Annotated in this window: 24 protein-coding genes, 1 tRNA gene and 1 pseudogene; 13 read left to right on the forward strand and 13 right to left on the reverse strand. The window is 72.2% G+C overall.

Annotated elements, in window-relative coordinates; genetic code table 11:
- Positions 1-209: 209 nt before the first annotated feature.
- On the reverse strand, positions 210-647 hold the full coding sequence (gene arfB / locus ABT360_RS31580; RefSeq protein WP_351824159.1) for an alternative ribosome rescue aminoacyl-tRNA hydrolase ArfB: 438 nt from the start codon (positions 645-647) through the stop codon (positions 210-212).
- Between the two features lie 107 nt (positions 648-754).
- On the opposite strand from arfB, the gene ABT360_RS31585 reads away from it, so the two are divergent.
- Together ABT360_RS31585 and ABT360_RS31590 are read left to right on the forward strand one after the other, a co-directional pair.
- Positions 755-1,330: a TerD family protein gene (locus ABT360_RS31585; protein WP_351824162.1), complete on the forward strand. Its 576-nt coding sequence runs from the start codon at positions 755-757 to the stop codon at positions 1,328-1,330.
- Between the two features lie 61 nt (positions 1,331-1,391).
- The gene (locus tag ABT360_RS31590; protein WP_351824165.1) at positions 1,392-1,907 is read left to right on the forward strand and encodes a GNAT family N-acetyltransferase; all 516 of its coding nucleotides are present in this window, start codon (positions 1,392-1,394) and stop codon (positions 1,905-1,907) included.
- Here the strand turns inward: ABT360_RS31590 and ABT360_RS31595 are convergent.
- Complete coding sequence (locus ABT360_RS31595) at positions 1,888-3,279, reverse strand: M1 family metallopeptidase (protein WP_351824167.1); 1,392 nt, start codon at positions 3,277-3,279, stop codon at positions 1,888-1,890. The genes ABT360_RS31590 and ABT360_RS31595 overlap by 20 nt on opposite strands.
- A gap of 29 nt (positions 3,280-3,308) precedes the next feature.
- Complete coding sequence (locus ABT360_RS31600; protein WP_351824170.1) at positions 3,309-3,884, reverse strand: GlcG/HbpS family heme-binding protein; 576 nt, start codon at positions 3,882-3,884, stop codon at positions 3,309-3,311.
- 78 nt (positions 3,885-3,962) lie between these two features.
- On the opposite strand from ABT360_RS31600, the gene ABT360_RS31605 reads away from it, so the two are divergent.
- Positions 3,963-5,099 carry a sensor histidine kinase gene (locus ABT360_RS31605; protein ID WP_351824173.1) on the forward strand — a complete coding sequence of 379 codons (1,137 nt, stop codon included), beginning with the start codon at positions 3,963-3,965 and terminating at the stop codon, positions 5,097-5,099.
- Positions 5,096-5,707 carry a response regulator transcription factor gene (locus ABT360_RS31610; protein WP_351824176.1) on the forward strand — a complete coding sequence of 204 codons (612 nt, stop codon included), beginning with the start codon at positions 5,096-5,098 and terminating at the stop codon, positions 5,705-5,707. The genes ABT360_RS31605 and ABT360_RS31610 overlap by 4 nt, the downstream gene beginning before the upstream one ends.
- Positions 5,708-5,710: 3 nt before the next feature.
- Here ABT360_RS31610 and ABT360_RS31615 read toward each other — a convergent pair whose 3' ends face one another.
- The gene (locus ABT360_RS31615) at positions 5,711-6,271 is read right to left on the reverse strand and encodes a Uma2 family endonuclease (protein ID WP_444852357.1); all 561 of its coding nucleotides are present in this window, start codon (positions 6,269-6,271) and stop codon (positions 5,711-5,713) included.
- Positions 6,272-6,462: 191 nt separating this feature from the next.
- On the opposite strand from ABT360_RS31615, the gene ABT360_RS31620 reads away from it, so the two are divergent.
- From ABT360_RS31620 to ABT360_RS31635, 4 genes and pseudogenes are all read left to right on the forward strand, one after another.
- The gene (locus tag ABT360_RS31620) at positions 6,463-6,963 is read left to right on the forward strand and encodes a hypothetical protein (protein ID WP_351824223.1); all 501 of its coding nucleotides are present in this window, start codon (positions 6,463-6,465) and stop codon (positions 6,961-6,963) included.
- Between the two features lie 374 nt (positions 6,964-7,337).
- A pseudogene (locus ABT360_RS31625) lies at positions 7,338-8,588 on the forward strand (NAD(P)-binding protein); the annotation flags it as partial.
- A gap of 101 nt (positions 8,589-8,689) precedes the next feature.
- Positions 8,690-9,688, forward strand: a complete 999-nt coding sequence (locus ABT360_RS31630; protein WP_351824182.1) for a zinc-binding dehydrogenase — start codon at positions 8,690-8,692, stop codon at positions 9,686-9,688.
- 171 nt (positions 9,689-9,859) lie between these two features.
- Positions 9,860-10,765, forward strand: a complete 906-nt coding sequence (locus tag ABT360_RS31635) for a hypothetical protein (RefSeq protein WP_351824185.1) — start codon at positions 9,860-9,862, stop codon at positions 10,763-10,765.
- On the opposite strand, the gene ABT360_RS31640 is transcribed toward ABT360_RS31635, so the two are convergent.
- Both ABT360_RS31640 and ABT360_RS31645 read right to left on the reverse strand, forming a co-directional pair.
- The gene (locus tag ABT360_RS31640) at positions 10,762-11,235 is read right to left on the reverse strand and encodes a GNAT family N-acetyltransferase (protein WP_351824188.1); all 474 of its coding nucleotides are present in this window, start codon (positions 11,233-11,235) and stop codon (positions 10,762-10,764) included. The two genes, ABT360_RS31635 and ABT360_RS31640, sit on opposite strands and share 4 nt — an antisense overlap.
- Before the next feature lie 59 nt (positions 11,236-11,294).
- On the reverse strand, positions 11,295-12,191 hold the full coding sequence (locus ABT360_RS31645) for an aminoglycoside phosphotransferase family protein (protein WP_444852356.1): 897 nt from the start codon (positions 12,189-12,191) through the stop codon (positions 11,295-11,297).
- 47 nt (positions 12,192-12,238) lie between these two features.
- Between ABT360_RS31645 and ABT360_RS31650 the strand changes: the two genes are divergently transcribed.
- On the forward strand, positions 12,239-13,630 hold the full coding sequence (locus ABT360_RS31650; protein ID WP_351824194.1) for an NAD(P)/FAD-dependent oxidoreductase: 1,392 nt from the start codon (positions 12,239-12,241) through the stop codon (positions 13,628-13,630).
- Positions 13,631-13,690: 60 nt separating this feature from the next.
- Here the strand turns inward: ABT360_RS31650 and ABT360_RS31655 are convergent.
- Positions 13,691-13,767, reverse strand: a tRNA-Thr gene (locus ABT360_RS31655).
- A 183-nt stretch (positions 13,768-13,950) separates the two neighbouring features.
- Here ABT360_RS31655 and ABT360_RS31660 point away from each other — a divergent pair.
- The 3 genes from ABT360_RS31660 to ABT360_RS31670 all read left to right on the forward strand — a co-directional run bounded on the left by ABT360_RS31660 (position 13,951) and on the right by ABT360_RS31670 (position 16,414).
- On the forward strand, positions 13,951-15,048 hold the full coding sequence (locus tag ABT360_RS31660) for an ABC transporter ATP-binding protein (protein ID WP_351824196.1): 1,098 nt from the start codon (positions 13,951-13,953) through the stop codon (positions 15,046-15,048).
- Positions 15,049-15,249: 201 nt separating this feature from the next.
- Entirely contained in the window at positions 15,250-15,663 is a 414-nt protein-coding gene (locus ABT360_RS31665) for a hypothetical protein (protein WP_351824199.1), read from the forward strand.
- A 40-nt stretch (positions 15,664-15,703) separates the two neighbouring features.
- The gene (locus ABT360_RS31670) at positions 15,704-16,414 is read left to right on the forward strand and encodes a nucleotidyltransferase family protein (protein ID WP_351824202.1); all 711 of its coding nucleotides are present in this window, start codon (positions 15,704-15,706) and stop codon (positions 16,412-16,414) included.
- A 71-nt stretch (positions 16,415-16,485) separates the two neighbouring features.
- Here ABT360_RS31670 and ABT360_RS31675 read toward each other — a convergent pair whose 3' ends face one another.
- The 6 genes from ABT360_RS31675 to ABT360_RS31700 all read right to left on the reverse strand — a co-directional run bounded on the left by ABT360_RS31675 (position 16,486) and on the right by ABT360_RS31700 (position 22,713).
- The gene (locus tag ABT360_RS31675; RefSeq protein ID WP_351824205.1) at positions 16,486-18,108 is read right to left on the reverse strand and encodes a DoxX family protein; all 1,623 of its coding nucleotides are present in this window, start codon (positions 18,106-18,108) and stop codon (positions 16,486-16,488) included.
- Between the two features lie 170 nt (positions 18,109-18,278).
- Positions 18,279-19,229, reverse strand: a complete 951-nt coding sequence (rlmB, locus tag ABT360_RS31680; protein ID WP_351824208.1) for a 23S rRNA (guanosine(2251)-2'-O)-methyltransferase RlmB — start codon at positions 19,227-19,229, stop codon at positions 18,279-18,281.
- Between the two features lie 63 nt (positions 19,230-19,292).
- The gene (gene cysS / locus ABT360_RS31685) at positions 19,293-20,693 is read right to left on the reverse strand and encodes a cysteine--tRNA ligase (RefSeq protein ID WP_351824211.1); all 1,401 of its coding nucleotides are present in this window, start codon (positions 20,691-20,693) and stop codon (positions 19,293-19,295) included.
- Between the two features lie 38 nt (positions 20,694-20,731).
- Complete coding sequence (gene ispF, locus ABT360_RS31690; RefSeq protein WP_351824214.1) at positions 20,732-21,229, reverse strand: 2-C-methyl-D-erythritol 2,4-cyclodiphosphate synthase; 498 nt, start codon at positions 21,227-21,229, stop codon at positions 20,732-20,734.
- Complete coding sequence (gene ispD, locus ABT360_RS31695) at positions 21,219-21,956, reverse strand: 2-C-methyl-D-erythritol 4-phosphate cytidylyltransferase (protein WP_351824217.1); 738 nt, start codon at positions 21,954-21,956, stop codon at positions 21,219-21,221. The genes ispF and ispD overlap by 11 nt, the downstream gene beginning before the upstream one ends.
- Before the next feature lie 274 nt (positions 21,957-22,230).
- Positions 22,231-22,713, reverse strand: a complete 483-nt coding sequence (locus tag ABT360_RS31700) for a CarD family transcriptional regulator (RefSeq protein WP_003953493.1) — start codon at positions 22,711-22,713, stop codon at positions 22,231-22,233.
- A gap of 646 nt (positions 22,714-23,359) precedes the next feature.
- Here ABT360_RS31700 and ABT360_RS31705 point away from each other — a divergent pair.
- Positions 23,360-24,052: a DUF461 domain-containing protein gene (locus ABT360_RS31705; protein ID WP_351824220.1), complete on the forward strand. Its 693-nt coding sequence runs from the start codon at positions 23,360-23,362 to the stop codon at positions 24,050-24,052.
- Positions 24,053-24,103: the final 51 nt, after the last annotated feature.

The following is a 24,103-nucleotide window of genomic DNA, read 5'->3' on the forward strand; positions in this document are numbered from 1 at the left end:
GAAGGCGCTGTGGCTCGGCCACCGGGAACGTACCCAGGAGACCCTGTGGTGGGCGGGTGCGGGACGCGGGAGGAGGGCACGGCCACGCCCGCGCCGGTGGGCGGGTGCGGGACGCGGGAGGAGGGCACGGCCACGCCCGCGCCGGTGGGGGTGCGGGACGCGGGAGGAGGGCACGGCCCCGCCTGCGCCGGAGGGCGGGTGCGGGGCCGTCAGGACCAGTCGCGGGACGACCGGCCGCGCTTCGTTTCGGAGCGCTGCTTCTTCTGGCGGAGGCGCCGCTCGTTGATGCCGCGCGGGATCTTCGTCGGGCGGCGCGGCTTCGGCGGCGGAGCCGTCGCCTCGGCCAGCAGGGAGGCGAGGCGCACCGCGGCCGTCTCGCGGTTGCGCCACTGCGAGCGGTGCTCGGAGGCCCGCACGGTGAGCACGCCGCCGACCAGCCGGGACGCCAGCCGCTCCAGCGCCCGCTCCTTCCAGACCGGCGGCAGCGCCTCCGTACGCGCGAGGTCGAAGCGCAGCTCCACCTGGGAGTCGCTGGTGTTGACGTGCTGCCCGCCCGGCCCGGACGACCTGGAGAAACGCCACATGAGCTCGGCCTCCGGCAGGGAGACCGAACCGCGGATGACATGGGGACCGGACATGCCCTCCATGGTCCCTGTCCGGACACGGTCACGTCACCCCGTTTTCCGTTCATGGAACCAGTCCGTCATGCCGAGCGTTATCTCGTACGACGTACGGACCACGAAAGGGACTTTCCATGGCTGTAAGCCTGTCCAAGGGCGGCAACGTCTCGCTGACCAAGGAGGCGCCGGGTCTGACCGCCGTCACTGTGGGCCTCGGCTGGGACGTCCGTACCACCACCGGTACCGACTTCGACCTCGACGCCTCCGCGATCGGCGTCGACCCCTCCGGCAAGGTGGCGTCGGACGCCCACTTCGTCTTCTTCAACAACAAGTCCACCCCGGACCAGACAATCGTCCACACCGGTGACAACCGCACCGGCGAGGGCGGCGGCGACGACGAGCAGATCAACGTGAACCTGGCGGGCCTGCCGGCCAACGTCGACAAGATCGTCTTCCCGGTCTCCATCTACGACGCGGTCAACCGCTCGCAGAACTTCGGCCAGGTCCGCAACGCCTACATCCGGATCGTCAACCAGGCCGGCGGTGCCGAGATCGCCCGCTACGACCTCAGCGAGGACGCCGCCACCGAGACCGCCATGGTCTTCGGCGAGCTGTACCGCAATGGCGCCGAGTGGAAGTTCCGCGCGGTCGGCCAGGGCTATGCCTCCGGCCTGGAGGGCATCGCCCGCGACTTCGGCGTGAACATCTGACACGGATGAGCGTGTGGCGGCCCCGGCGGCGAATTCCGCGCCGGGGCCCTACTGTTTCCGCATGATCGTCGAACCGCTGGAGGGCGGTGAGGACGGCGCCCTGCCCGGTCCGCTGCTCACCGAACTCACCGAGCTGTACGCGTCGAACCGGGAGTTCCAGCAGCTCAGCGGGGACTTCCCGGACGCCGACGACATCCGGCCCGAGCAGGTCGCCGCCTCCCTCGCCGAGGAGCTGTCCCACCCGGACACCGAGGTGCTGCTGGCCCGTTCGGCGGGCCACGTCATCGGCATTTCGGTGACCCGCGCCCACCACCCCGAGGACCCCGACGACCCCGACCCCTGGATCGGGCTGCTGATGGTGCACGCCCGTGACCACCGCGTCGGCTTCGGCCGGGAGCTGGCCGAGATCGTCGAGAAGCGGTTCCGGGAACTGGGCAGGCGGGGCGTCAAGCTCGCCGTGCTGGAGAACAACGAGAAGGCCATCGCCTTCTGGAGCACCCTCGGCTACGAGGAGGTCGACCGCCGCCCGGACCGGCGGCTCGGCCGCGACTGCGTCGTCATGCGGAAGGCTCTGTAGGGCGGCCCTCGCCGTACAGATAGGTGTCCCACAACGTGGTGAGGTCTTCGCCCGCCTGCTCTTCCACGTATTCCGTGAAGTCCTCCGTCGAGGCGTTGGCGTGCCGGTACCTCTCCGGCCACCCCTGGAGGATGCCGAAGAACGTGTCCTCACCGACGGCCTGGCGGACCTTGTGAAGGACCATCGCGCCCCGGTAGTACACCGGCGGCGCCGAGATGTCGGCGGCCGTGGGCGGCTCCGCGGGCGGGAACGCCCAGTTCTCGTCGTCGGCGAACGCCTCGTCGAAGCTCTCCTGGGCGGGCTTGTCCCCGAAGTCCTCGGCGTACAGCCACTCGGCGTACGTCGCGAAGCTCTCGTTCAGCCACATGTCCCGCCACGACTCCGGTGACACGGAGTTGCCGTACCACTGGTGGGCGAGCTCGTGCACGAGCGTCGAGGCGTTGAAGGTGTTCTTGTCGAAGAACGGCCTGCTCTGTGTCTCCAGCGCGTACTGGACGTCGATCAGCGGGTCGACGATCGCGCCGGTGGAGGAGAAGGGGTACGGGCCGAAGTTCTCCACCTCCCACGCCAGCAGTTCGGGGATCCGGCCGAGCAGGGGCGGGTTTCCCCTGGCGGCGGTGTGGACGGGGATGCCGGACGGGGTGCGGGAGGTCTTCGTCTCGTACCGGCCGATGGCGAGCGTCGCGAGGTAGCTCGCCATCGGTTCGGTGGAGCGCCAGGTGAAGGTGGTGCGGTCGCCGCTGGGCCTGGTGGCCGTCAGCTCGCCGTTGGAGATGGCCTTGAGGCCTTCGGGAACGGTGACGGTGACGGCGTACGTGGCCTTGTCGGAGGGGTGGTGGTTGCCGGGGAACCAGGTCATGGAGCCGGTCGGCTCGCCCAGCGCGACCGCCCCGTCGGCGGTCCTCAGCCAGCCTTCACGCGCGCCTTCGGCGTCGGTGAGGGCAACCGGCGTACCGGAGTAGCGGATGACGGTACGGAAGGTGTCGCCGGTCTTCAGGTCGGCGCCGGGGCGGAGCGTGACCTCGGCGTCGTCGCGGCGGACGGCGGCGGGCTCGCCGTCGACGGTGGCGCTGTGGACCGTGAGGCCGGTGAGGTCGAGGTTGAAGGCGCTGAGGGCCTGGGTGGCGCGGGCGGTGATGTCGGCGGTGCCGGTGAGGCGCCCGGTCCCCGGCTCGTAGGCGAGGGTCAGGGCGTAGTGCCGTACGTCGTAGCCACCGTTGCCGAGCTCGGGGAAGTACGGGTCGCCGAGCCCGGCCGCGCCCGGCTTTCCACGCCCGGTGCCGCCGCCCTCGCCGCCCGTGCAGCCGGTGAGGGCGGCGACGAGCAGCAGGGCGACGGCGGCGAGGGCTCGGGAGCGGCGGCTGGGGTCCACTCCGTGATCGTATGGGCGGAATGAACGGTTCAGCGGGTGAGCGCGGCCACACCGGCTTGGGCGAACTTCTCGTCCAGGGTGCCGCTGGGCGCACCGGCCACGCCGATGCCCGCGATCGGCGCGCCCTTCGCGGTGACCGGGGCGCCACCGGCGAGGAACAGCGTGCCGGGGATGTCCTTCAGGTTCGGGGCGGTCTCAAGGCGCTTGGCCAGCTCCGACGTCGGCGCGTTCCACGACACGGCGGTGAACGCCTTGCGGACGGCCGACTCGTAGGACTGCGGACCGGCGCCGTCGCCGCGGAGGGTGACGAGGGTGTTGCCGTTGCGGTCGACGACGGCGACCGTGACGCGCTGGTTCTCGGCCTCGGCGGCGTCCAGCGTGGCCTGCGCGGCCCGGGTGGCGGCGTCGATCGTCAGGTGCGTGGACTGCGTCAGGTCGCGGGGGTGGGCGGCGGTGTCGGCGGCGACCGCGGCGGGCGCCTGGGCCGGCTCGGCGGCGTTCGCGGAGATGGCGCCGAAGGTACCGGCGCCGAGCGCGGCGGCGGCGACGGTGCCGGTCAGGAGGCGGGCGCGCAGCGACATCGTGTTCTTGGTGTGCTTCGTCATGTCTTCGATCGTGGGGGCGGAACGGGGGGCCGGGGGTCAGCCGATCGGTTGATGCCGCGCACGCCGGAGGGGGTGAGGATGGGACCGGGAATTCCGGTACGAGGAGTGGTGGACGTGGAGCAGGACCCCGACGCCCGCTGGCTGGCCCGGGTGATGCACGCCGCGTTCTTCGCGCTGCTGGGCGCCTCGCTGGTGCGGTTTCTGCTGCGGCACCCGTGGCTGGACCTGGGGCCCTGGGTGGTGGCGCTGTCGGCGGCGCTCGCGGTGCTGTACGTCCTGCCCGTGCCGCGCCGCCTGCCCTGGCTGGGCACGGTCGTCGCCGTGTGGATGGTGCTGGTGGTGCTGGCGCCGAGCTTCGCGTGGTGCGCGGTCCCGCTGTTCTACACCGGGCTGCGCACGCTCCCGCCGCGCGCCGCGCTGGTGCTGGTCGCCCTGCTGACGGTGTTCGTGGTGGCCGCCCAGCTCCAGCTCGCGGACGGCGCCCTCGACCCGAACCTGCTGGTCGCCCCGCCCGCCGTCGCCGCGATCGCCACCGCCGTGTTCGTGCACGCCCAGCGGCAGGCCGAGCGGCTGGCCGCCACCGAGCGCCGCGAGGGCACCCTCGCCGAACGGCAGCGGCTGTCGATGGAGATCCACGACAGTCTCGCCCAGGGCCTGTCCAGCCAGCGGATGCTGCTCCAAGCCGCCGACCGCACCTGGGACAGCGACCCGGCGGCCGCCCGCCGCCACATCCGTACGGCCGCGTCCATCGCCGAGCACAGCCTGGCCGAGGCCCGCCGGTTCGTGCACGACCTGGCGCCCGCCGACCTCGCCGGGGGCGGCGGCCTGGAACAGGCGCTGGGCGCACTGGCCGCCCGCGAGTCCGAGGACCTCCCCGTCGGCTTCCGGGTCGACGGCCCGCCCGTCATCCTGCCGGACCGGGTCGGGGCGGCGCTGCTGCGGATCGCGCAGGGCGCCCTCGCCAACGTGAGGGAGCACGCGGACGCGACGTCCGCCGCGCTGACCCTCACCTACCTGGACGACCAGGTGGTCCTCGACATCGCCGACGACGGCCGGGGCTTCGCACCCGGCGCCGTGCCGCCCTCCGGCGTCCGGGGCCACGGGCTGCCCGCGATCCGGGCCCGCGCCGAGCAGCTCGGCGGCACCCTGACCGTCGAGTCCGCGCCCGGCGAGGGCACGGTCCTGTCCGTGTCGATCCCCCTGGAGACTCCGTGACGGTACGGATCCTGCTCTGCGACGACCACGCCGTCGTACGCGCCGGGCTCCTCGCGCTCCTCGGCAGCGCACCCGGCATCGAGGTCGTCGGCGAGGCGGGCAGCGGTGAGGAGGCCGTCGCGATGGCCGCCAAGCTGAAGCCGGACGTCGTCCTCATGGACCTCCAGCTGGGCCCCGGCATCGACGGCGTGGAGGCCACGCGCCGTATCGCGTCCCCGGACGTCCATGTCCTGGTCCTCACCACCTACGACACGGACGCCGACGTCACGCGCGCGATCGGCGCGGGCGCCACCGGCTACCTCCTGAAGGCCGAACGCCCCGAGGAACTGTTCGCCGCCATCCACGCCGCCGCGCAGGGCCGCACCGCCCTGTCCGCCCCGGTCGCCCGCCGCGCCGCCTCCGCCGCTTCCCTCCCGGCCCTCACGGACCGGGAGCGGGACATCCTGGGCCAGCTCGCGCACGGCCTGGGCAACCGCGAGATCGCCCGTGCGCTGTTCATCAGCGAGGCGACGGTCAAGACCCACCTGGGCCGCATCTACGCCAAGCTGGGCGTGGACACCCGCGCGGGCGCGGTGGCGGTGGCGAAGGAGCAGCGGCTGCTGCCGTGAGGATCAGAAGCGGCCGGTGTCGAGGTCGAAGCCGAGCGGCTCGGGGAGCGGGACCACCTCGCCCAGCTTGTACGCCGCCTTGGTGGCGTAGTCCTCACCGGAAGGCTCGGTGCACACGACCGCCTGCTCGGACTCGCGGTCGATGAGCAGGTAGACGGGGATGCCGGCGCGCGCGTAACCGCGGATCTTCTTCACCCGGTCGTTGCCGGCGGTGGAGCGGGAGGTGACTTCGGCGACGAGGAGGACGGGCGAGGGGTCGTGGTACTCGGCCTGGTCCGCGAAGCTGCCCTTGGGCGCGAGGACGATGTCCGGTTCGACCTTGCCGCTGACGGACGCGCCGGGCAGGAAGAGCCCGATGCCGGTGTAGCGTCCCAAGTCCTTTCGGTGGTCCCGCACCTGACCGGTCACCTCGGACACGATCTCTTCGTGCTCGCCATTGGCAGGAGGCGTCACGTGGATCTCCCCTTCGATCAACTCCACGCGCCAGCCCCGGGGGGCAGCCGCACTGAACATCTCGAAGGCTTCCTCCACGGACATGCCGGGGATCTGGTTCCTCGCGGACATGACCAGCGCCGGGTAGTCGAGCTGCTCGTGCTCGGACGCGTAGGGCTCATGCTCGGGGACAGGTAGTGCCACGGCGGACCTCCTTCGATGCGGAGCGACGCTCTCAGAGTAGGCCGCACCCCATCACGGCAACCGGAAGTCGTTCACTCGCACGTGTGAGCGCACGCCCCGGCCGTGACACCATCGACTACGTGCTCGACATCGGCTATTCCCTCTCCCGCCGCTTCCCGGACCCGCCGCAGACGGACTACCGCCACGCGGACGTCCACGCGCTGCGGCACGACCTGTTCTGCGGGGACGTGTACCTCGCGGACACCAAGGCCGACCGGGAGGTGTCCACGGCCTGGGGGTGGGTGCCGGTGCTCGACTTCGCGTGGGCGCTGTGCGACATCGTCGAGCGGCTCGACCGTGACCCGCGCGGCAGCCGGTCGGCCCGGCCGCAGTACGCCGAGCTGGACTTCACCGAGTCCACGGACCGGATGCTGTTCGAGCGCCGGTTCGGCTGGGTGGACGTCGAGGCCGACTGGATGCCGGCCGAGGAACCCCCGCTCACGTTCAGCCACGCGGTCCTGCGCCGGGAGGCCCGCGACTTCCTCCACGACCTGATCGCGGACCTCACGGACATGCACGAGGGCCTGGCCGACAACCCGGCGATCTGGACCCTCCAGTCCCGCTTCCCCCGCGTGCCCTGACACCCGGCGTCGGGCCCGTGCCCACCCCCACCTCCCGCACCCGGCATCCGGCATCCGACATCCGACCCCGGCAGGCCTGTGCCCACCTCCCGCACCCGGCGTCCGGCCCCGGCGGGGCGGTGCAGGGTCGTCCCCGCAGGGGTCGGCGGCGCTGCAACGGTTCCCCCTACACGTGACCCAGGGCCGCCGGCCCCGAGGAGACGAGCCCGGAGGGGCCACGTCGACCACCCACCGGCAGGCTCCGGAGCGCACCGGTCCACGGAGACCCGACACGGCACCGCACCACCCGCCCCACACCCCCGGGCGCGCACCGCACCCCACACCACACCCCCGTTGCACCCTCCGCCGGCACACCCCCCGCCCGATGTCACACATCGCACCGCCCCACCCGTCATCACGGAGGAAACACCCGCACACCCTCCGGGAGACACACCATGCCCACCCGCATCACCGTCGTCGGCGGCGGCTTCGCCGGCCTCACCGCCGCCATCACCGCCGCCGAAGCCGGCGCCGAGGTCATCCTCCACGAGGCCCACCGCACCCTCGGCGGACGGGCCCGCACCGCCGAAGGCCCGTACCGCACCAACGAGGGCCCCCACGCCCTGTACCACCGCGGCCCGCACTGGGCGTGGCTCGCGCGGCGCGGCCTGCTGGGGCCCATGGCCGCCGTACCGCTCCGCGAAGGCGCCCGGTTCCGCTTCCACCTGAACGGCGAGCTGCGCCGTACCCCGCCCCTGGGCATGCTCCGCCTGGCCAGCCGCAAGCCGGAGCACGCACCGGTGGACCTCGACTTCGCCGCCTGGACGCGGCAACCCGCCGGCCGTGCCGCCGCGCACTACGCGGCCGTCGCGCTGTTCCACCACGACCCCGGCTCCCTCTCCGCCCGCTTCGTGCAGGAGCGGCTCCGCCGGGCCACCGCCCTGCCGCCCGAGGCCCACTACCCGCGCGGCGGCTGGGGCGGGGTCATCGACCGGATGGCCACCCACGCCCGGACCCTCGGCGTACGCGTCGAGACGTCCGCCCGCGTCGACGCCCTGCCCGACCGCGACGGCCCCGTCATCGTCGCCACGTCCCTCGCCGCCGCCCGCCGCCTCCTCGGCGATCCGGGTCTCACCTGGCCCAGCGGACGCACCGTCCTGCTCGACCTCGCGCTCCGGCCCCACCGGAACGACCCGTTCGTGATCTCCGACCTGGACGCACCCGGCTGGCTGGAACGGTTCACCGCCCAGGACCCCTCTCTGGCCCCGGCCGGCCAGTCCCTCCTCCAGGGCCAGTTCCCGATCGCCCCGCACCAGTCCAAGGCCGACGGCGTCGTCCATGCCGAACGGCTGCTCGACAAGGGCTTCCCCGACTGGCGCGAACGGACCCTCTGGCGCCGCGAGGCCCTCGCCGACGGCCGTACGGGAGCGGTCGACCTCCCCGGCACCACCTGGCGCGACCGCCCGGCCATCGACCGGGGCGACGGCATCCTCCTGGCGGGCGACCAGGTCGCGGCGCCCGGCGTCCTGACCGAGGTGTCGTTCACCAGCGCGATCGACGCCGCCTCCCTCGCCGTCCGAGCCCTCCGCGCCCTCCGGACCCCGCTCTCCCCCCGCACCGCACCGTCCCACACCCCCGCACCTTGACCTCAAGCGAACTTGAGGACGCAGGCTCCTCTCCGTACCCCCGCAGCATCCGCGCCGCGCGCCCCGCTGCGTCCGCGCCCCGCGCCAGAGGAGAGCCCACCATGCGCGCCATCCGCCTCCATGCCTTCGGTCCCGCCGAGAACCTCACCTACGAGGAGACACCCGACCCCCACCCCGCCCCCGGCCAGGTCCGGATCGCCGTCACCGCGGCCGGGGTGCACCTCCTGGACACCGCGCTGCGCCAGGGCATGACCGGCCCGTACCCCGCCCCCGCCGAGCTGCCCACCGTCCCCGGCCGCGAGGTCGCGGGCACGGTGGACGCCCTGGGCGAGGGCACCGCCCCCGACTGGCTGGGCAAGCGCGTCGTCGCCCACCTCGGCATGGCCCCGGGCGGCTACGCCGAGCTCGCCGTCGTCGACGCCGCCCGGCTCCACGAGATCCCGCCCGCCCTCGACGACGCCGAAGCCGTCGCCATGATCGGCACCGGCCGCACCACCCTGGGCATCCTGCAGTTCACCGGACTCGGCCCGGACAGCGTCGCCCTGGTCACCGCCGCGGCCGGCGGCATCGGCACGCTCCTCGTCCAGTACGCCAAGAACGCCGGTGTCACCGTCATCGGCCTGGCCGGCGGCCCGGAGAAGACCGCCCGCGTCCGGGCCAACGGCGCCGACCTCGCCGTCGACTACAAGCGGCCGGACTGGCCGGACGAGGTCCGTGCGTACCTGAAGGACCGACGGGCCACGGTCCTGTACGACGCCGTCGGTGGCACCACCGCGCGCGCCGCCGTCGACCTCCTCGGCAAGGGCGGGCAGCACGTGGTCTACGGCTGGGCGGGCAAGGGGCCGCACGACGGCGAGCCGCTCACCCTCACCGACGCGGAGCTCGCCGAACGCGGCATCACCTCCGAGCCCGTCCTCGGACCGGCGATGCTCCGGAAGGCCGGCGGAGACATCCGCACCCTGGAGCTCCGCTCCCTCGCCGAAGCCGCCGCCGGCCGCCTGCGCCCCGCCGTCCAGCGCTTCCCGCTCGCCGACGCGGCCGGCGCCCACCGCGCCCTGGAGACCCGCGCCACCATGGGCAAGGTGGTCCTCGTCCCATGACCCCGGCCGGGTGAACCGGCGTAAGGGAACCGGCGCAGCGCCCGCGTGGGGCGGGCGCTCCCGGCGGACGCCTCCCGCACCATCCAAGCCGACCGGGCCGACCGGACCGACCGGGCCGCCGAGCCCGCCAGTGCGCCGAGCCGGCCGAGCCCACCCGAGCAGGAGGCAACGATGACCACGAAACCCCCCACCAGGCTCCACGTACTGGGCGCCCTCTCCGCGCTGCTGCTGTGGACCGCCACCACGGCCCACGCCACGCCGCCGCCCACCCCGGACACGCCGCCCGCCCCGGCCGCGGCACCGCCCTCCACGAGCCCCGTCACCCACTGCGCCCCCGGCGGCACCCTCCGCGGCCCGCACGGCCAGTACGCGGACCTCGCCCTGTGCGTCACCACCACCGGCGCCACCATGACCGTGTCGGCGGCCGCCACCTGCCGCCGGGGGCCCACCGGGATCCGCCCCGTCTGCCGCACCTCGGGCACCTGGACCGCCCACCGCTCCGACGGCCCCACCACCGAGCCCACCGCGACCGGCACCCTCGCCGGCCGGGCCGACTACCCAGGACCCGGCACGTACGACATCAGCGCCTCCGTCCACGTACGCTCCGACCCGGCCGGGACCGACCTGCACGGCCACGTACGCGCCACCGTCACCCTCCCCGACGCCAAACCGCAGCCCACACACCGCATCGACGTCAAGGCGAAACCGCACACCCTGAAGCCGGGCACGTCCACCACCCTCACCTACACCGTCGCCCGTGTCAGCGACCACGGCGACGGCAGCGCCCGCCTCGGCCTCATCGGGGAGGAGTCCACCGGCATCCGGCTCACCTCGCCCGACAAGCGCTGCGTCAACCCGCTGCCCGGCCGCTATCCCTCCACCGCCAGGAGCATGTACGCGCTCGACTGCGCGCTCACCGACCTCCAGCCCGGCCGGCCCACCACCGTCACCGTCCGCGCCACCCTCAAGGCCGCCTGCTCCACCATCGTGTCCAAACTCGGCTACTGGACACCCAGGGGCCAGGAAAGCACCGGAGGAATGCTCACCGGCCCCACCGTCACCTGCGACCGAACCTAACCCCGGCCCAGCTCCGCCAGCGCCCCGTCGGTCAACCGGTACACCGTCCACTCGTCCTGCGGCCGCGCGCCCAGCGACTCGTAGAAGTTGATCGACGGGGTGTTCCAGTCCAGCACGGACCACTCCAGCCGCTCGTACCCCCGCGCCACACAGATCCGCGCCAACTCCCGCAGCAGCGCCTTCCCGTGCCCACCGCCCCGCAGCTCGGGCCGCACGTACAGGTCCTCCAGGTAGATGCCGTGCACCCCGCGCCACGTCGAGAAGTTCAGGAACCACAGCGCGAAGCCCGCGACCTCGCCCTCCTCCGTCTCCGCGATGTGCGCGAACGCCGCCGGCCGCTCACCGAACAGCGCCTCCCTCAACTGCTCCTCACTCGCCCGCACCTCGTCCAGTGCCTTCTCGTACTCGGCGAGCTCACGGACCATCGCGTAAATGGCGGGTACGTCATCCACAACAGCGCTACGAATCATGACCGCAGCCTGCCCCGCCCACCCCCCGTCGCGCCAGTACCGTCCATACCCTGAACCCCTTACCGCCCCAGCAGCAACCGCGCCACCGTCACCCGCTCCCCCTCCAGCACCGTCTCCCCGTCCTCCACGTCCCACAGCGAGTCCTGCAACACCCGCCCCAGCGTCCAGGCCCTCGCCCGCTCCCGGTCCAGGCCCAGCACCTCGGTCATCAGGTCGAACCGCCACAACACCTCGCTCGGATCGAACCGGTTGAACAGCGACGGCAGCAGTTCGAAGCCCGGATCCCCCGCCAGCGGCTTCGGGTCGATCGCCAGCCACGGCTCCCGGTCCGAGGCCAGCACGTTGTCGAAGTGCAGGTCCCAGTGCAGCAGCCGGTCCCCCGGCTCGCCCGCCACCTCCCGGACCGCCGCCGCACAGTCCCGCAGCAACCGCCGGTCCTCCTCCCGCTCCAGCTCCTCCACCGCGCCGGTCACGTCGTCCAGCATCTCCGCCGCGACATCGCCCAGGCCCCGCATCCCGGCCGGCGCCTCCACCGCCACCAGCCGCGCCATCAGCTCCGCGAGGATCCGCGTCGCCTCCCGCGCGTCCTGGACCGCCGACAGATGCCGCCCCTCGTCCAACCGCTCCAGCAGCAGCGTCCCCGTCTCCGGATCGTCCGCCAGCAGCCGCACCGCGCCCCTGCCGTCCCACGCCCGCAGCGCGGGCGCCTCGCCCTCGCTCTCCTCGTCCAGCAACTGGAGCTTCAGCGCGGCACGCGTGCCGTCCCCCGCCACCACCGGCAGCACCAGCGCCGACCACCCGTGCATCACCGGCCCCGTCCGCCGCAGCCCCCACTCCCGAAGGAACCGCTCCGCCCGCCCCGGCAGCGCGGCGATGAACGCCCGTCCCTCCTCACCATTGATCTCGCTCTGCACCCGCGCCAGCTCCGCAGGAACCTCGATCACTCCACACCCCATCCGATAACGTCCACACCCACCCACTGGCGATGGACCCAAGGAACCACATGAGCACCGTCAACGGCGGCATATCGTTCTGGTACGCACAGGAAGGCACGCCCGCTCCCAGGGAACCCCTCCCCGGCGACACCACGGCCGACGTCTGCATCGTCGGCGGCGGCTACACCGGCCTGTGGACCGCGTACTACCTGAAGAAGGCCGTACCCTTCCTCAACATCATCGTCCTGGAGGGGAAGTTCTGCGGCTACGGTGCTTCCGGCCGCAACGGTGGCTGGCTCTACAACGGCATCGCCGGCCGCGACCGCTACGCCAAGGCGCACGGCCACGAGGCCGCCGTACGCCTCCAGCAGGCGATGAACGACACCGTCACCGAAGTCGTCAAGACCGCGACCGACGAGAACATCGACGCCGACATCCACCAGGGCGGCGTCCTGGAAGTCGCCTACACCCCCGCCCAGTTGGCCCGCCTCAAGGCGTACCACTCCGTCGAGATCGCCTTCGGCGAGACCGACCGCCAACTCCTCGGCGCCCGCGAGACCGCCGAGCGCGTCCGTGTGACCGGCGCCGTCGGCTCCACCTGGACCCCGCACGGCGCACGCATCCACCCGGTCAAACTCGTCAAGGGCCTCGCCGACACCGTCGAAGCCCTCGGCGTCACCATCCACGAGTCGACCCCGGTCACCGAGATCGAGCCGAAGCACGCCATCACCCCCTACGGCACGGTCCGCGCCCCCTACGTCCTGCGCTGCACCGAAGGGTTCACCGCGAGCATCAAGGGCCACAAGCGCACCTGGCTCCCCATGAACTCCTCCATGATCGCCACCGACCCCCTGCCCGAGTCCCTCTGGGACGACATCGGCTGGACCGGCCGCGAAACCCTCGGCGACATGGCCCACGCCTACATGTACGCCCAGCGCACCGCCGACGACCGCATCGCCCTCGGCGGCCGCGGCATCCCCTACCGCTACGGCTCGAAGACCGACAATGACGGCCGCACCCAGCCCGCCACCATCGACGCCCTCCGCGAGATCCTCATCCGCCTCTTCCCCCAGCTCGCCGGCGTCGGCATCGCCCACGCCTGGTCCGGCGTCCTCGGCGTCCCCCGCGACTGGTGCGCCACCGTCACCCTCGACCGCTCCACCGGCCTCGGCTGGGCCGGCGGCTACGTCGGCTCCGGCGTCGCCACCGCCAACCTCGCCGCCCGCACCCTCCGCGACCTGATCCAGCAGGACTCCGGCCAGTCCGGCCCCACCGACCTCACCACCCTCCCCTGGGTGGGCCACAAGGTCCGCGCCTGGGAACCCGAACCCCTCCGCTGGCTCGGCGTCCACACCCTCTACACCGCGTACCGCACCGCCGACCGCCGCGAAGCGGCCACCCACACCCCCACGACCGACCGCATCGCCACCCTCGCCGACCGCGTCTCCGGCCGCCACTGACCCCACCGCACACGACAAAGGCCCCGGACGCATCCGTCCGGGGCCTTGCTCATCGAGCGCTGGAGCCCCCTGTCGGATTCGAACCGACGACCTACGCATTACAAGTGCGTTGCTCTGGCCAGCTGAGCTAAGGAGGCACGTCGCACGAGTGTAACCGGACACCACGGGCCTCCGGTCGAAAATTTCGACGCCCGCCGACTGCTGACAGACGCCTCCCCGCCAGGTAGCGTCACCCGGAGTTCACTCACGTGGACTAGACCCATCTCTCCCTCTACTCGGATCGTCCGGCACGTTCCTGCCGGTGAAGGGACTGCATCACCATGGCTTCTGTCACGTTCGACAAAGCGACCCGGATCTACCCGGGTGGTACCAAGCCCGCCGTCGACCAGCTCGACATCGAGATCGCCGACGGCGAGTTCCTCGTCCTCGTCGGCCCCTCCGGCTGCGGCAAGTCGACCTCGCTGCGCATGCTCGCCGGCCTGGAGGACGTCAACGGCGGCGCCATCCGCATCGGTGACCGCGACGTCACCCACCTGCCGCCGAAGGACCGGGACATCGCCATGGTGTTCCAGAACTACGCGCTGTACCCGCACATGACCGTCGCCGACAACATGGGCTTCGCGCTCAAGATCGCCGGCGTCAACAAGGCGGAGATCCGCAAGAAGGTCGAGGAGGCGGCGAAGATCCTCGACCTCAGCGAGTACCTGGACCGCAAGCCGAAGGCGCTCTCCGGCGGTCAGCGTCAGCGTGTGGCGATGGGCCGCGCCATCGTGCGCGAGCCGCAGGTGTTCCTCATGGACGAGCCGCTGTCGAACCTCGACGCCAAGCTCCGCGTGTCCACCCGTACGCAGATCGCGAGTCTCCAGCGGCGGCTCGGCATCACGACCGTGTACGTCACGCACGACCAGGTCGAGGCCCTCACCATGGGCGACCGGGTCGCGGTGCTCAAGGACGGTCTGCTCCAGCAGGTGGACACGCCGCGCAACATGTACGACCGCCCGGCGAACCTCTTCGTCGCCGGCTTCATCGGCTCCCCCGCCATGAACCTGGTCGAGGTCCCGATCACCGACGGTGGTGTGAAGTTCGGCAACAGCGTCGTGCCGGTGTCGCGTGAGGCGCTGTCCGCCGCGGCCGACAAGGGCGACACGACCGTGACGGTCGGTGTCCGTCCCGAGCACTTCGACGTGGCGGGTGCCGAGAGCGACCAGGGCCTGGCCGTCTCGGTCAACGTCGTCGAGGAGCTCGGCGCCGACGGGTACGTGTACGGCTCCGCCCGCGTCGGCGGTGAGGACAAGGACCTGGTGGTCCGCGTCGGCGGCCGTGCCATCCCGGAGAAGGGTTCGGTGCTGCACGTCGTGCCGCGCCCGGAAGAGATCCATGTGTTCTCGACCTCCACCGGCGAGCGCCTCAGCGGCTGACCCCGGTAAAACGCGTACACGGCCCCGCACTTCGGTGCGGGGCCGTTGGCACAGCTCCGCCCGGATGTCGACAAATACCCCGGCATACGGGTCAATTCGGACCCTGCTCGTCAACAGCCAATTCGAAAAGGAGCATCGAACCATCCCCCGTGGGGGTGACTAAATGTCTCCAAATCATCACTGGCCGCTACGCTCACGTCCGTGACCCACACCGCACGCCGAATCGGCCGCTCTCTCGCCCTCGTCCTGCCCGTCGTCCTGGTGCTCTCCGGAACTCTCGCGGTCACCAGTGTCCCGTGGGCGGGCAGCAGCTCCCAGACCCAGATGCTCACCGCGTCCTCGGAGAACGTCTCGGTACGGGCCAAGTCCCGCGCCCCGCAGGATATTCTCCGCGACAAGCTCCTCGCAGAGCTTCAGGAGAAGGACCCGGGTGTCGCTCTCACGCACCTCCAGCGCACCGTGGAGGAGCGCCCGTCGCTCGCCAAGCACTGCATGTCGATCGCCCGCGCTCTCGGCCGCGCCGCCGTCCAGCACTACGGCCCCGTACGGGCCCAGACGTACTCCCGGCCCGTGTGCGACACGTCCTACGCCGCCGGCGTCGCCCACGAGAGCTGAGGCGTATCACCGGCACCGAGGTGCGCCTATCGTGCGCGGTATGCACACCTCTCCGACGCAGGCCGTGGTCCTGGCGGGCGGCCAGGGTTCACGACTGCGCCCGTACACCGACGACCGCCCCAAGCCGATGGTCGAGATCCCGGGAACCGGGACCCCGATCATCGGCCATCAGCTTTCCTGGCTCGCCGCCGAGGGCGTGACCGACGCCGTCGTCTCCTGCGGCCACCTCGCCGAGGTGCTCCAGCAGTGGCTGGCGACGGCCGAACTGCCCTTGCGGGTCACCACCGTCGTGGAGCCCGAGCCGCTGGGCCGCGGTGGCGGCCTCAAGTACGCGGCCGCGCGCCTGCCGCACCCCGACGAGCCGTGGTACGCCACGAACGGTGACATCTGGACCCGTTTCTCGCTGCGCGAGATGGCCGCGTTCCACGCCGAGCGCGATGCCACCGCGACACTCGCCCTGGCCCGTCCCCGTATCCCCTGGGGGGCCGTCGAGACGGACACCTTCGGGCACATCACCGACTTCATCGAGTCGCCGCCGTCTCCGTACCTCATCAACGCGGGCGTGTACGTCTTCTCCCCGGCCTTCACGGGCGCTTTGCCCGACCGCGGGGACCACGAGCGCACCACGTTCCCCCGGCTGGCCCGTGAGCGGCGTCTGGCGGGCTTCCCGCTGCCGCAGGGGGCGTACTGGAGGGCCATCGACACCGCGAAGGACCTCCAGGAGGCGGCCAAGGAGCTCGCCGCGTCCTGACCGGAAGACATGAAGGAGGGGCGGTCACCGTGTGCGGGTGACCGCCCCTCCTGCTCTCCTGTCCGTGTACGTCAGCCGAGCAGGCCGCCGATCGGGTTGCGGTTGCCGCCGGTGGACGAGCCGCCGTCGTTGCCGCCCGAGCCGCCGCCGCCCGTACCGCCGTCGTCGCCACCGTCGCCGCCGCCGGTGCTGCCACCGTTGCCGGTGCCGCCCGTGGAGGTGGGGCCGGCGCTGGAGGACGGCGGGGGCACGGGCTCGGACTGCTCCGGGGGCTGCTGGCCGGTGCCCTGCGAGGCGGTCGGCCGCTCCTCCTCGACACGCTCGTCCTCGCCGCTACCGGCGGTCTCGGCCGGGGAGGACGCCTCCTCCTCGGCGGTCGGTCCGGCGGAGGCGGATGCCGAGGGCTCGGGGCGCCGGGAGGACTCGCGGGCGGACGGAGTCTGCTCGCCGGGCTCCTCGGGGAGCGGCCGGCCGGGCAGGTGGTTGGTGGGATCGTCGTTGGGTCCGGGGACGGTGACCATCTCGGTGGACCGTACGGCGCCGCCGAGCACCGAGCCGATGAGCAGGGTGAGGCCGACCACGACGGTGGCGACGACCGTGCCGCGCCGCAGCACCCGGCGGCGCAGGTCCCACAGTGCCGAGCGGGGACCAAGCGTGCGCCAGGCCTCGCCCGCGAGGCGTCCGTCGATGGAGTAGACGGGCGCGCCGGCGATGATCAGCGGTGACCAGGCGGCGAGGTAGATGATGTCGGGCGCGTCGTAGACGGGAACGGTCTTCCAGCTGACGGTGAGGATCAGCGCGGCGGACAGCACGGCGCCGAAGACGGCGGCGACCCGCTGCCAGAGCCCCAGTACGGTCAGGACGCCCACGATGACCTGGGCGAAGGCGACGGTGAGACCGGCGCCGACGGGGTGGGCGAGGGCGAAGTCGCGCAGCGGTTCGGCGAGCGCCCAGGGGTGGAGGGAGTTGAGCCACTTGACCATGGAGCCGCGTTCGCCACCGTCGAAGTAGACGGGGTCGCAGAGCTTGCCCATGCCCGCGTAGATGGAGATGAAGCCGAGGAAGACGCGCAGCGGCAGCAGGACGACGCCGAGGTTCATCCGGCGGCCGGGGTAGTAGGCGTGGCGGTGGGCCGGCCCGGTGTACGCCCCCTCCGCCGCGCCGCCGTCGTCGCGGTTGTCGTCGCCCTCGTACGAGTCGGCGTAGGCGTCGGTGTACGTGTCGGCGTACGGGCCGGGCTGCTCGTCGTAGGCGCCGACCGCGCGGCGCATGGGCGGCAGGAGTGGCGGCGCGTCGGGGCCGCGCTGGGCGCCGACGACGGGGGTCGGCATGGTGTCGTCGGAGAGGCCGACGCGCGGGATGACCTGGGTGGCGCCGCCGTCGAGCGTGTCGACGGCGGTCGACTCCCGCACGGCCTGGAGCAGCCCGGTCGCGCCGGGGTCGCCGGGCGAGGACTTCCCGCTCCATACGACGGGCGCACGGCGCCGGGCCGCCACGCCGCCGGTGGCGGAGGCGCCGCTCATGGCGGGCACGCGGGCGGGGTCTGCCGACCGGGGCTTGTTCACCGGGGCGAACTGCACACGGAAACTGGCGTGGTTCACGATGACCTGCGCGGGATCGCAATCCACCTTGACCATGCTCAGCGCAGGCTGATCGTCGAAACCGGGCCGGGGCGTTCTGGTGTCCACACTCATCTAACCGAGTGACGTGGGTTTAGGACACTGCCTTGACGGCCGGGAAATGTCCGAGACCCGTCAAGATCATGACGGGTCCCGGGTCACGCGTTCCAGGCGGCGGGTGTGGCGGCTCCGTGGATCGTCACGCACCGCGCCGGGGGGCGTGGGGCGCCGGCCCCACCGGATCGTCAGGCGCGGCGGCGAGCCGCCTCGTACAGCACGACACCGGCCGCGACGCCCGCGTTGAGGGACTCGGCGCCGCCCGGCATGGGGATGCGGACGAGGTAGTCGCACGTCTCGCCGACCAGACGGGACAGGCCCTTGCCCTCGCTGCCGACGACGATGACGACCGGGCCGCCCAGGGCTTCCAGCTCGCCGACCTCGGTGTCGCCGTCCGCGGCCAGGCCGACGACGGTGATGCCGGCCTTCTGGTACGCCTCGAGGGCGCGGGTGAGGTTGGTGGCGCGGGCGACCGGGGTGCGGGCGGCGGTGCCCGCGGCGGTCTTCCAGGCGCCGGCGGTCATACCGGCCGCGCGGCGCTCCGGCACGACCACGCCGTGGCCGCCGAAGGCGGAGACGGAGCGGACGACGGCGCCGAGGTTGCGCGGGTCGGTGACGCCGTCGAGGGCGACGATCAGCGGGTCCTCGCCGTCGTCGAAGGCGGCCGCGGCCAGGTCCTCGGGGTGGGCGTACTCGTAGGGCGGGACCTGGAGGACGAGGCCCTGGTGGTTGAGCCCGTTGGTCATCCGGTCGAGCTCGGCGCGCGGGGCCTCCATGAGGTTGATGCCGCCGCGGTCGGCCGCGAGCTTGAGCGCGTCGCGCACCCGCTCGTCGTTGTCGATGAACTGCTGCACGTACAGCGTCGTCGCGGGTACGCCGTCGCGCAGCGCCTCGAAGACGGGGTTGCGGCCGACGACCATCTCGGACAGGCCCTTGCCGCCGCGCCGGGCGACCTGGCGGCGGTGCGCCTGCTTGGCCTTGGCGTTGGCGACGCGGTTCTTCACATGGCCCTTGCGGGCGGACGCGGGCGGCGTGGGGCCCTTGCCTTCCAGGCCCCGGCGCCGCTGGCCACCGCTGCCGACCGTCGCGCCCTTCTTGTTGGACGTGCGGCGGTTCCTGCGCTGGCTGTTCCCGGCCATGACTTACCTGCTCTGTCGATGCGTGTCGTACGTACGTGTATATGAAGTGTGCCAGCGCGGAGCTCAGCGCGCGCCGAGCGTCCACCGCGGCCCGTCGGGGCCGTCCTCGATGACGAGCCCGGACTGGCCCAGCTGGTCGCGGATCGCGTCCGCCGTCGCCCAGTCCTTGCGCGCCCGCGCCGCCTCGCGCTGGTCCAGGACCATGCGTACGAGGCTGTCCACGACGCCGTGGAGGTCCTCGCCGCGGTCGGTCTCGCCCGCCCAGTGCGGGTCGAGCGGGTCCAGACCGAGGACGCCGAGCATGGCACGGACCTCGGCGAGGCGCGCGACGGCGGCCTCCTTGTCGTCGGCGGCCAGCGCGCTGTTGCCCTGCCGGACGGTGGTGTGGATGATCGCGAGCGCCTGCGGCACGCCGAGGTCGTCGTCCATGGCCTCGGCGAAGGCGAGGGGGACCTCGGGGGCGGGCTCGACGGCGCCGCCCGCCTTCTCGACGACCCGCTGGATGAAGCCCTCGATGCGCGCGAAGGCGGACTCGGCCTCGCGCAGGGCCTCCTCGCTGTACTCGATCATCGACCGGTAGTGCGGGGTGCCGAGGTAGTAGCGCAGCACGATGGGGCGCCACTGCTTGACCATCTCGGAGACCAGCACCGAGTTGCCGAGCGACTTGGACATCTTCTCGCCGCTCATGGTGACCCAGGCGTTGTGCACCCAGTACCGGGCGAAGTCGTCGCCGTACGCCTTGGCCTGGGCGATCTCGTTCTCGTGGTGCGGGAAGACCAGGTCGAGTCCGCCGCCGTGGATGTCGAAGGCGGAGCCGAGGTACTTGTGCGCCATGGCCGAGCACTCCAGGTGCCAGCCGGGGCGGCCGCGTCCCCACGGCGTCTCCCAGTCGGGCTCGCCGGGCTTGGTGGCCTTCCACATGGCGAAGTCGCGCGGGTCGCGCTTGCCGGTGATGCCTTCCTCGGAGGGCTGGCGCAGGTCGTCGATGTCCTGGTTGGACAGCGAGAGGTAGTCGGGGAAGGAGCGGACGTCGAAGTAGACGCTGCCGTCGGCGACATAGGCGTGGCCGCGCTCGATGAGGCCGCGCATCATCTCGATCATCTCGGGGACGTGGCCGGTGGCGCGCGGCTCGTAGGTGGGCGGGAGGCAGCCGAGCGCCTCGTACCCGTCGTTGAACGCGCGCTCGTTCGCGTACCCGATCGACCACCAGGGGCGGCCCTGGTCCGCGGACTTGGTGATGATCTTGTCGTCGATGTCCGTGACGTTGCGGATGAACGTGACGTCGTAGCCGCGGTGGGCGAACCAGCGGCGCATGATGTCGAAGTTCAGTCCCGACCGGATGTGCCCGATGTGCGGGGCGGCCTGCACGGTGGCACCACACAGGTAGATCGAGACGCAGCCCGGCGTGAGCGGGGTGAAGTCGCGGATCTGCCGGGCGCTGGTGTCGTACAGACGAATAGTCACCACTCCAGGGTAGTGGGCCGGTGCCAGTGCCCCGTGCCTCAGGTGCTACGGACGAGCAGAGCGGTGGCGATGGCGGCGAGGCCCTCCGCACGGCCGGTGAGTCCAAGGCCGTCGGTGGTCGTGCCGGACACCGACACGGGTGCTCCGGCCGCCGCGCTCAGCGCCTTCTGGGCCTCGTCGCGCCGCTTCCCGATCTTCGGGCGTACGCCGATGACCTGGACGGCGATGTTGCCGATCTCGAAGCCCTCGGCGCGGACGATCCGGGCGGCCTCGGCGAGCAGCGTCGCGCCGGACGCGCCGGACCACTCGGGGCGCGAGGTGCCGAAGTGGGCGCCGAGGTCGCCGATGCCGGCGGCGGAGAACAGCGCGTCGCAGGCGGCGTGGGCGGCGACGTCGCCGTCGGAGTGCCCGGCGAGCCCGTAGCCGTCGGAGTCCTCCCACAGGAGGCCGGCGCACCACAGCTCGCGGCCCTGCTCGAAGGCGTGGACGTCGGTGCCGATGCCCACGAGGGGGAGGTTCATGGCGTCAGAAGCCATCGTTGGCCCTCCTGCGGGCGAGGACCGCCTCGGCGAGGACGAGGTCGAGCGGGCGGGTCACCTTGAACGCCTCTTCGTGGCCGGGGACGACCACGACCGGCTCGCCGAGCTGCTCGACCATGCTCGCGTCGTCGGTGACGTTGTCGGTGACGGTGGCATGCGCGCGGACCAGCGTGTCGCGGGCGAAGCCCTGCGGGGTCTGTACGGCGCGGAGGGTGGCGCGGTCGGGCGTGGCGAGGACCGGCTCGGGCTTGCCCTTCTCGCGCGGGTCGACCTGCTTGACGGTGTCGGCGAGCGGTACGGCGGGCACGACGGCGACGGCGCCGTCGCGGACGGCCTCGATGACCGCGTCGACGGTGTCGACGGGCACGAGCGGGCGGGCCGCGTCGTGGACGAGGACGGTGGTGATGTCGTCGGGCAGCGCGTCCAGGCCGAGGCGGACGGACTCCTGGCGGGTCTGGCCGCCGGGGACGACGAGGTAGTCCGTCCGCTCGGGCAGCGCGTGCGTGTCGAGGAGGTTCTTGACCTCGGGCGCGCCGTCGGGCGGGGCGACGACCACGACGAGACAGACCGCGCGGGAGGCCGCCATGGCGCGGACCGCGTGGATGAGCATGGGCGTCCCGTTCAGCGCGCGGAGCGCCTTGGGGGCGCCCGGGCCGAGCCGTACACCGCGACCGGCCGCGGGGATCACCGCGGCGGTGCGGACGGGGGGTGCTGCGTCTGACATCGGTTGCACTCCGGCAGGTTTGTTGACTCGGCCGATCTGGGTATGGCCTCTGCGGGGCGGCGCAACGCCTTGACCGGACCCTTCCGTGACCCTGGTCGAGCGAGCTGCGCCTGGCGTCCGGACAGGCCCGAACAGCAGCACATATGGCTGGAAGCCGGCCCGGAGCCGGACATGCCGCAGCGCCCGGCGACTAAGCTGTCTGTCACAGCATGTCAGCGGGCACCGCGGCATCGCTTCACATCAGCTACGCGTCACATCAGCTACGCGTTGCGCGTCAGGACGCGAGGACCTCGTCGAGCAGGGCCTCGGCCTTGTCTTCGTTGGTGTTCTCCGCGAGGGCGAGCTCGCTGACGAGGATCTGGCGCGCCTTGGCGAGCATGCGCTTCTCTCCGGCGGAGAGACCGCGCTCGCGCTCACGGCGCCACAGGTCACGCACCACTTCGGCGACCTTGATGACATCGCCGGAGGCGAGCTTCTCGAGATTTGCCTTGTAGCGACGGGACCAGTTCGTCGGCTCCTCGGCATAGGGTGCGCGAAGCACCTCGAAGACCCGGTCCAGTCCATCCTGACCGACCACATCGCGCACGCCGACGAACTCCGCATTGTCCGCTGGCACACGAACCGTCAAGTCGCCCTGGGCGACCTTGAGCACCAAGTAGGTCTTGTCCACGCCTTTGATCTGGCGAGTTTCGATGGCCTCGATCAGCGCGGCCCCGTGATGGGGATAGACCACGGTGTCGCCAACCTTGAACGTCATGTGACAGGTACCCCTTCCGTGGCTATCCAGGGTAACACGGATACGGCTTCTTCTGAATGGCGTTTTCGCAGGTCAGGGCATATCTCGGGGCTTGACAACAGCAACAGGAACGTGCTTCGGAGGGCTTCCGGAAGCGGGTATTCGCAGGTCGGAGCGGCTGTGCGGGCGGGCTGAAACGAGCACGTCACACCCCTCGACGGGTGGTCCGGAGAGGCCGATCGTCCCGGTTTGCCGGGTTCCATGAGGTGAACTTCCCGTACTCCGTTCGGCCGCCGCTCACCCGTACGGACGGTGGTCCCGGGCGTTTGTCGAAATTGGCGACTGCGGGGCACGCGTCGACCGCGGGCTTGATCGTCCGGGGCATTTCGCAAGGAATGCGGGACCACCCTGGAATTGATCAAGAGCGGTTATGTGAACGGGGGACCAACTGCCGGGAAGACGGACGCGCGGCCGGCGCGGCGCGGGTCCCTGACGCGGGAGTGGGGCGGGTCGGGTGCGGGGCGAGGTGGAGGGGTCGGTAACCTGAGCGCGCCGACTGATCCTTAGGGCCCGCTCTCAAGGCCGGGCCCCGGGGGTCGGCCGGAGAACCAGTACCACCAGACCGTGCCCGTCCCTCCGTCCGTACGTCCTAGGAGTTGCCGCCGCCGTGAGCCGCAGCCTTCGACGCGGCGCCCTCGCCGCCACCGCCATCGTGTTCTCGATCGCCTCGCTCTCCGCCTGCGGTGCGGGCAACGACGCGCAGACCCTCGGCGTCAGGCCGGACAACGCCGCCACCTCGGTCGGCACCGTCAAGATCCAGAACGCGGTGGTGATCACGCAGCCGAAGCCCGACGCGGAGGGTCCCGCCGTCGTCTCGGCGATGCTCTTCAACAACGGCGCCAAGGCGGAGACGCTGGAGGCCATCGAGCTGCCCGGCTCGAAGCTCCCGGTCAAGCTCACCGCCGCAGGCGGCTCCGGCCCGATCGTCGTCCCGGCGGGCGGCTCGGTCCTCATCGGCGGCAAGGGCAACGCGTCGGCGGTCATCGACAAGGGCCGTGAGGCGTCGAAGAACGGTGACGTCCAGGACGTCGTCTTCAAGCTCAGCGAGACCGGCGACGTCCGGCTCCGGGCGTTCGTCGTCCCGGCGACCAGCTACTTCGCGGGTTACGGCCCGGCCGAGGTGCCGCAGAAGCCCGGGGAGCAGAAGCCCCCGACGTCCGTCCCGCCCGCGCCGCCGTCGGGCGCCCCGACCGGCAGCCCCAGCGGCTCCCCGGCCGCCCCGGACGCCCCGAACGAGGGCGACGAGGCCCCGGAGGCCCCCTCGGACTCCGCATCGGCGTCGCACGACGCCGGTCACTGACGTACGCGTACGGGAAGGGCGCCCCACCGGTGGGCGGGGACCTGTGCGGTC

The sequence above is a fragment of the Streptomyces sp. NPDC000229 genome, from assembly GCF_040300825.1.
In the GTDB taxonomy this organism is placed as follows: domain Bacteria; phylum Actinomycetota; class Actinomycetes; order Streptomycetales; family Streptomycetaceae; genus Streptomyces.

Bases quoted from the DNA above. Each gene is read 5' to 3' on its own strand.
- rlmB (WP_351824208.1), bottom strand. From the start codon at position 19,229: ATGGCCGGGAACAGCCAGCGCAGGAACCGCCGCACGTCCAACAAGAAG.
- ABT360_RS31630 (WP_351824182.1), top strand. From the start codon at position 8,690: ATGCGCGCCATCCGCCTCCATGCCTTCGGTCCCGCCGAGAACCTCACC.
- ABT360_RS31590 (WP_351824165.1), top strand. From the start codon at position 1,392: ATGATCGTCGAACCGCTGGAGGGCGGTGAGGACGGCGCCCTGCCCGGT.
- ABT360_RS31615 (WP_444852357.1), bottom strand. From the start codon at position 6,271: ATGTCCGCGAGGAACCAGATCCCCGGCATGTCCGTGGAGGAAGCCTTC.
- ABT360_RS31670 (WP_351824202.1), top strand. From the start codon at position 15,704: ATGCACACCTCTCCGACGCAGGCCGTGGTCCTGGCGGGCGGCCAGGGT.
- ispF (WP_351824214.1), bottom strand. From the start codon at position 21,229: ATGGCTTCTGACGCCATGAACCTCCCCCTCGTGGGCATCGGCACCGAC.
- ABT360_RS31640 (WP_351824188.1), bottom strand. From the start codon at position 11,235: ATGATTCGTAGCGCTGTTGTGGATGACGTACCCGCCATTTACGCGATG.
- ABT360_RS31645 (WP_444852356.1), bottom strand. From the start codon at position 12,191: ATGGGGTGTGGAGTGATCGAGGTTCCTGCGGAGCTGGCGCGGGTGCAG.
- ABT360_RS31650 (WP_351824194.1), top strand. From the start codon at position 12,239: ATGAGCACCGTCAACGGCGGCATATCGTTCTGGTACGCACAGGAAGGC.
- ABT360_RS31605 (WP_351824173.1), top strand. From the start codon at position 3,963: ATGGGACCGGGAATTCCGGTACGAGGAGTGGTGGACGTGGAGCAGGAC.
- ABT360_RS31600 (WP_351824170.1), bottom strand. From the start codon at position 3,884: ATGACGAAGCACACCAAGAACACGATGTCGCTGCGCGCCCGCCTCCTG.
- ABT360_RS31700 (WP_003953493.1), bottom strand. From the start codon at position 22,713: ATGACGTTCAAGGTTGGCGACACCGTGGTCTATCCCCATCACGGGGCC.
- ABT360_RS31675 (WP_351824205.1), bottom strand. From the start codon at position 18,108: ATGAGTGTGGACACCAGAACGCCCCGGCCCGGTTTCGACGATCAGCCT.
- ABT360_RS31635 (WP_351824185.1), top strand. From the start codon at position 9,860: ATGACCACGAAACCCCCCACCAGGCTCCACGTACTGGGCGCCCTCTCC.
- ABT360_RS31585 (WP_351824162.1), top strand. From the start codon at position 755: ATGGCTGTAAGCCTGTCCAAGGGCGGCAACGTCTCGCTGACCAAGGAG.
- ABT360_RS31660 (WP_351824196.1), top strand. From the start codon at position 13,951: ATGGCTTCTGTCACGTTCGACAAAGCGACCCGGATCTACCCGGGTGGT.
- arfB (WP_351824159.1), bottom strand. From the start codon at position 647: ATGGAGGGCATGTCCGGTCCCCATGTCATCCGCGGTTCGGTCTCCCTG.
- ispD (WP_351824217.1), bottom strand. From the start codon at position 21,956: ATGTCAGACGCAGCACCCCCCGTCCGCACCGCCGCGGTGATCCCCGCG.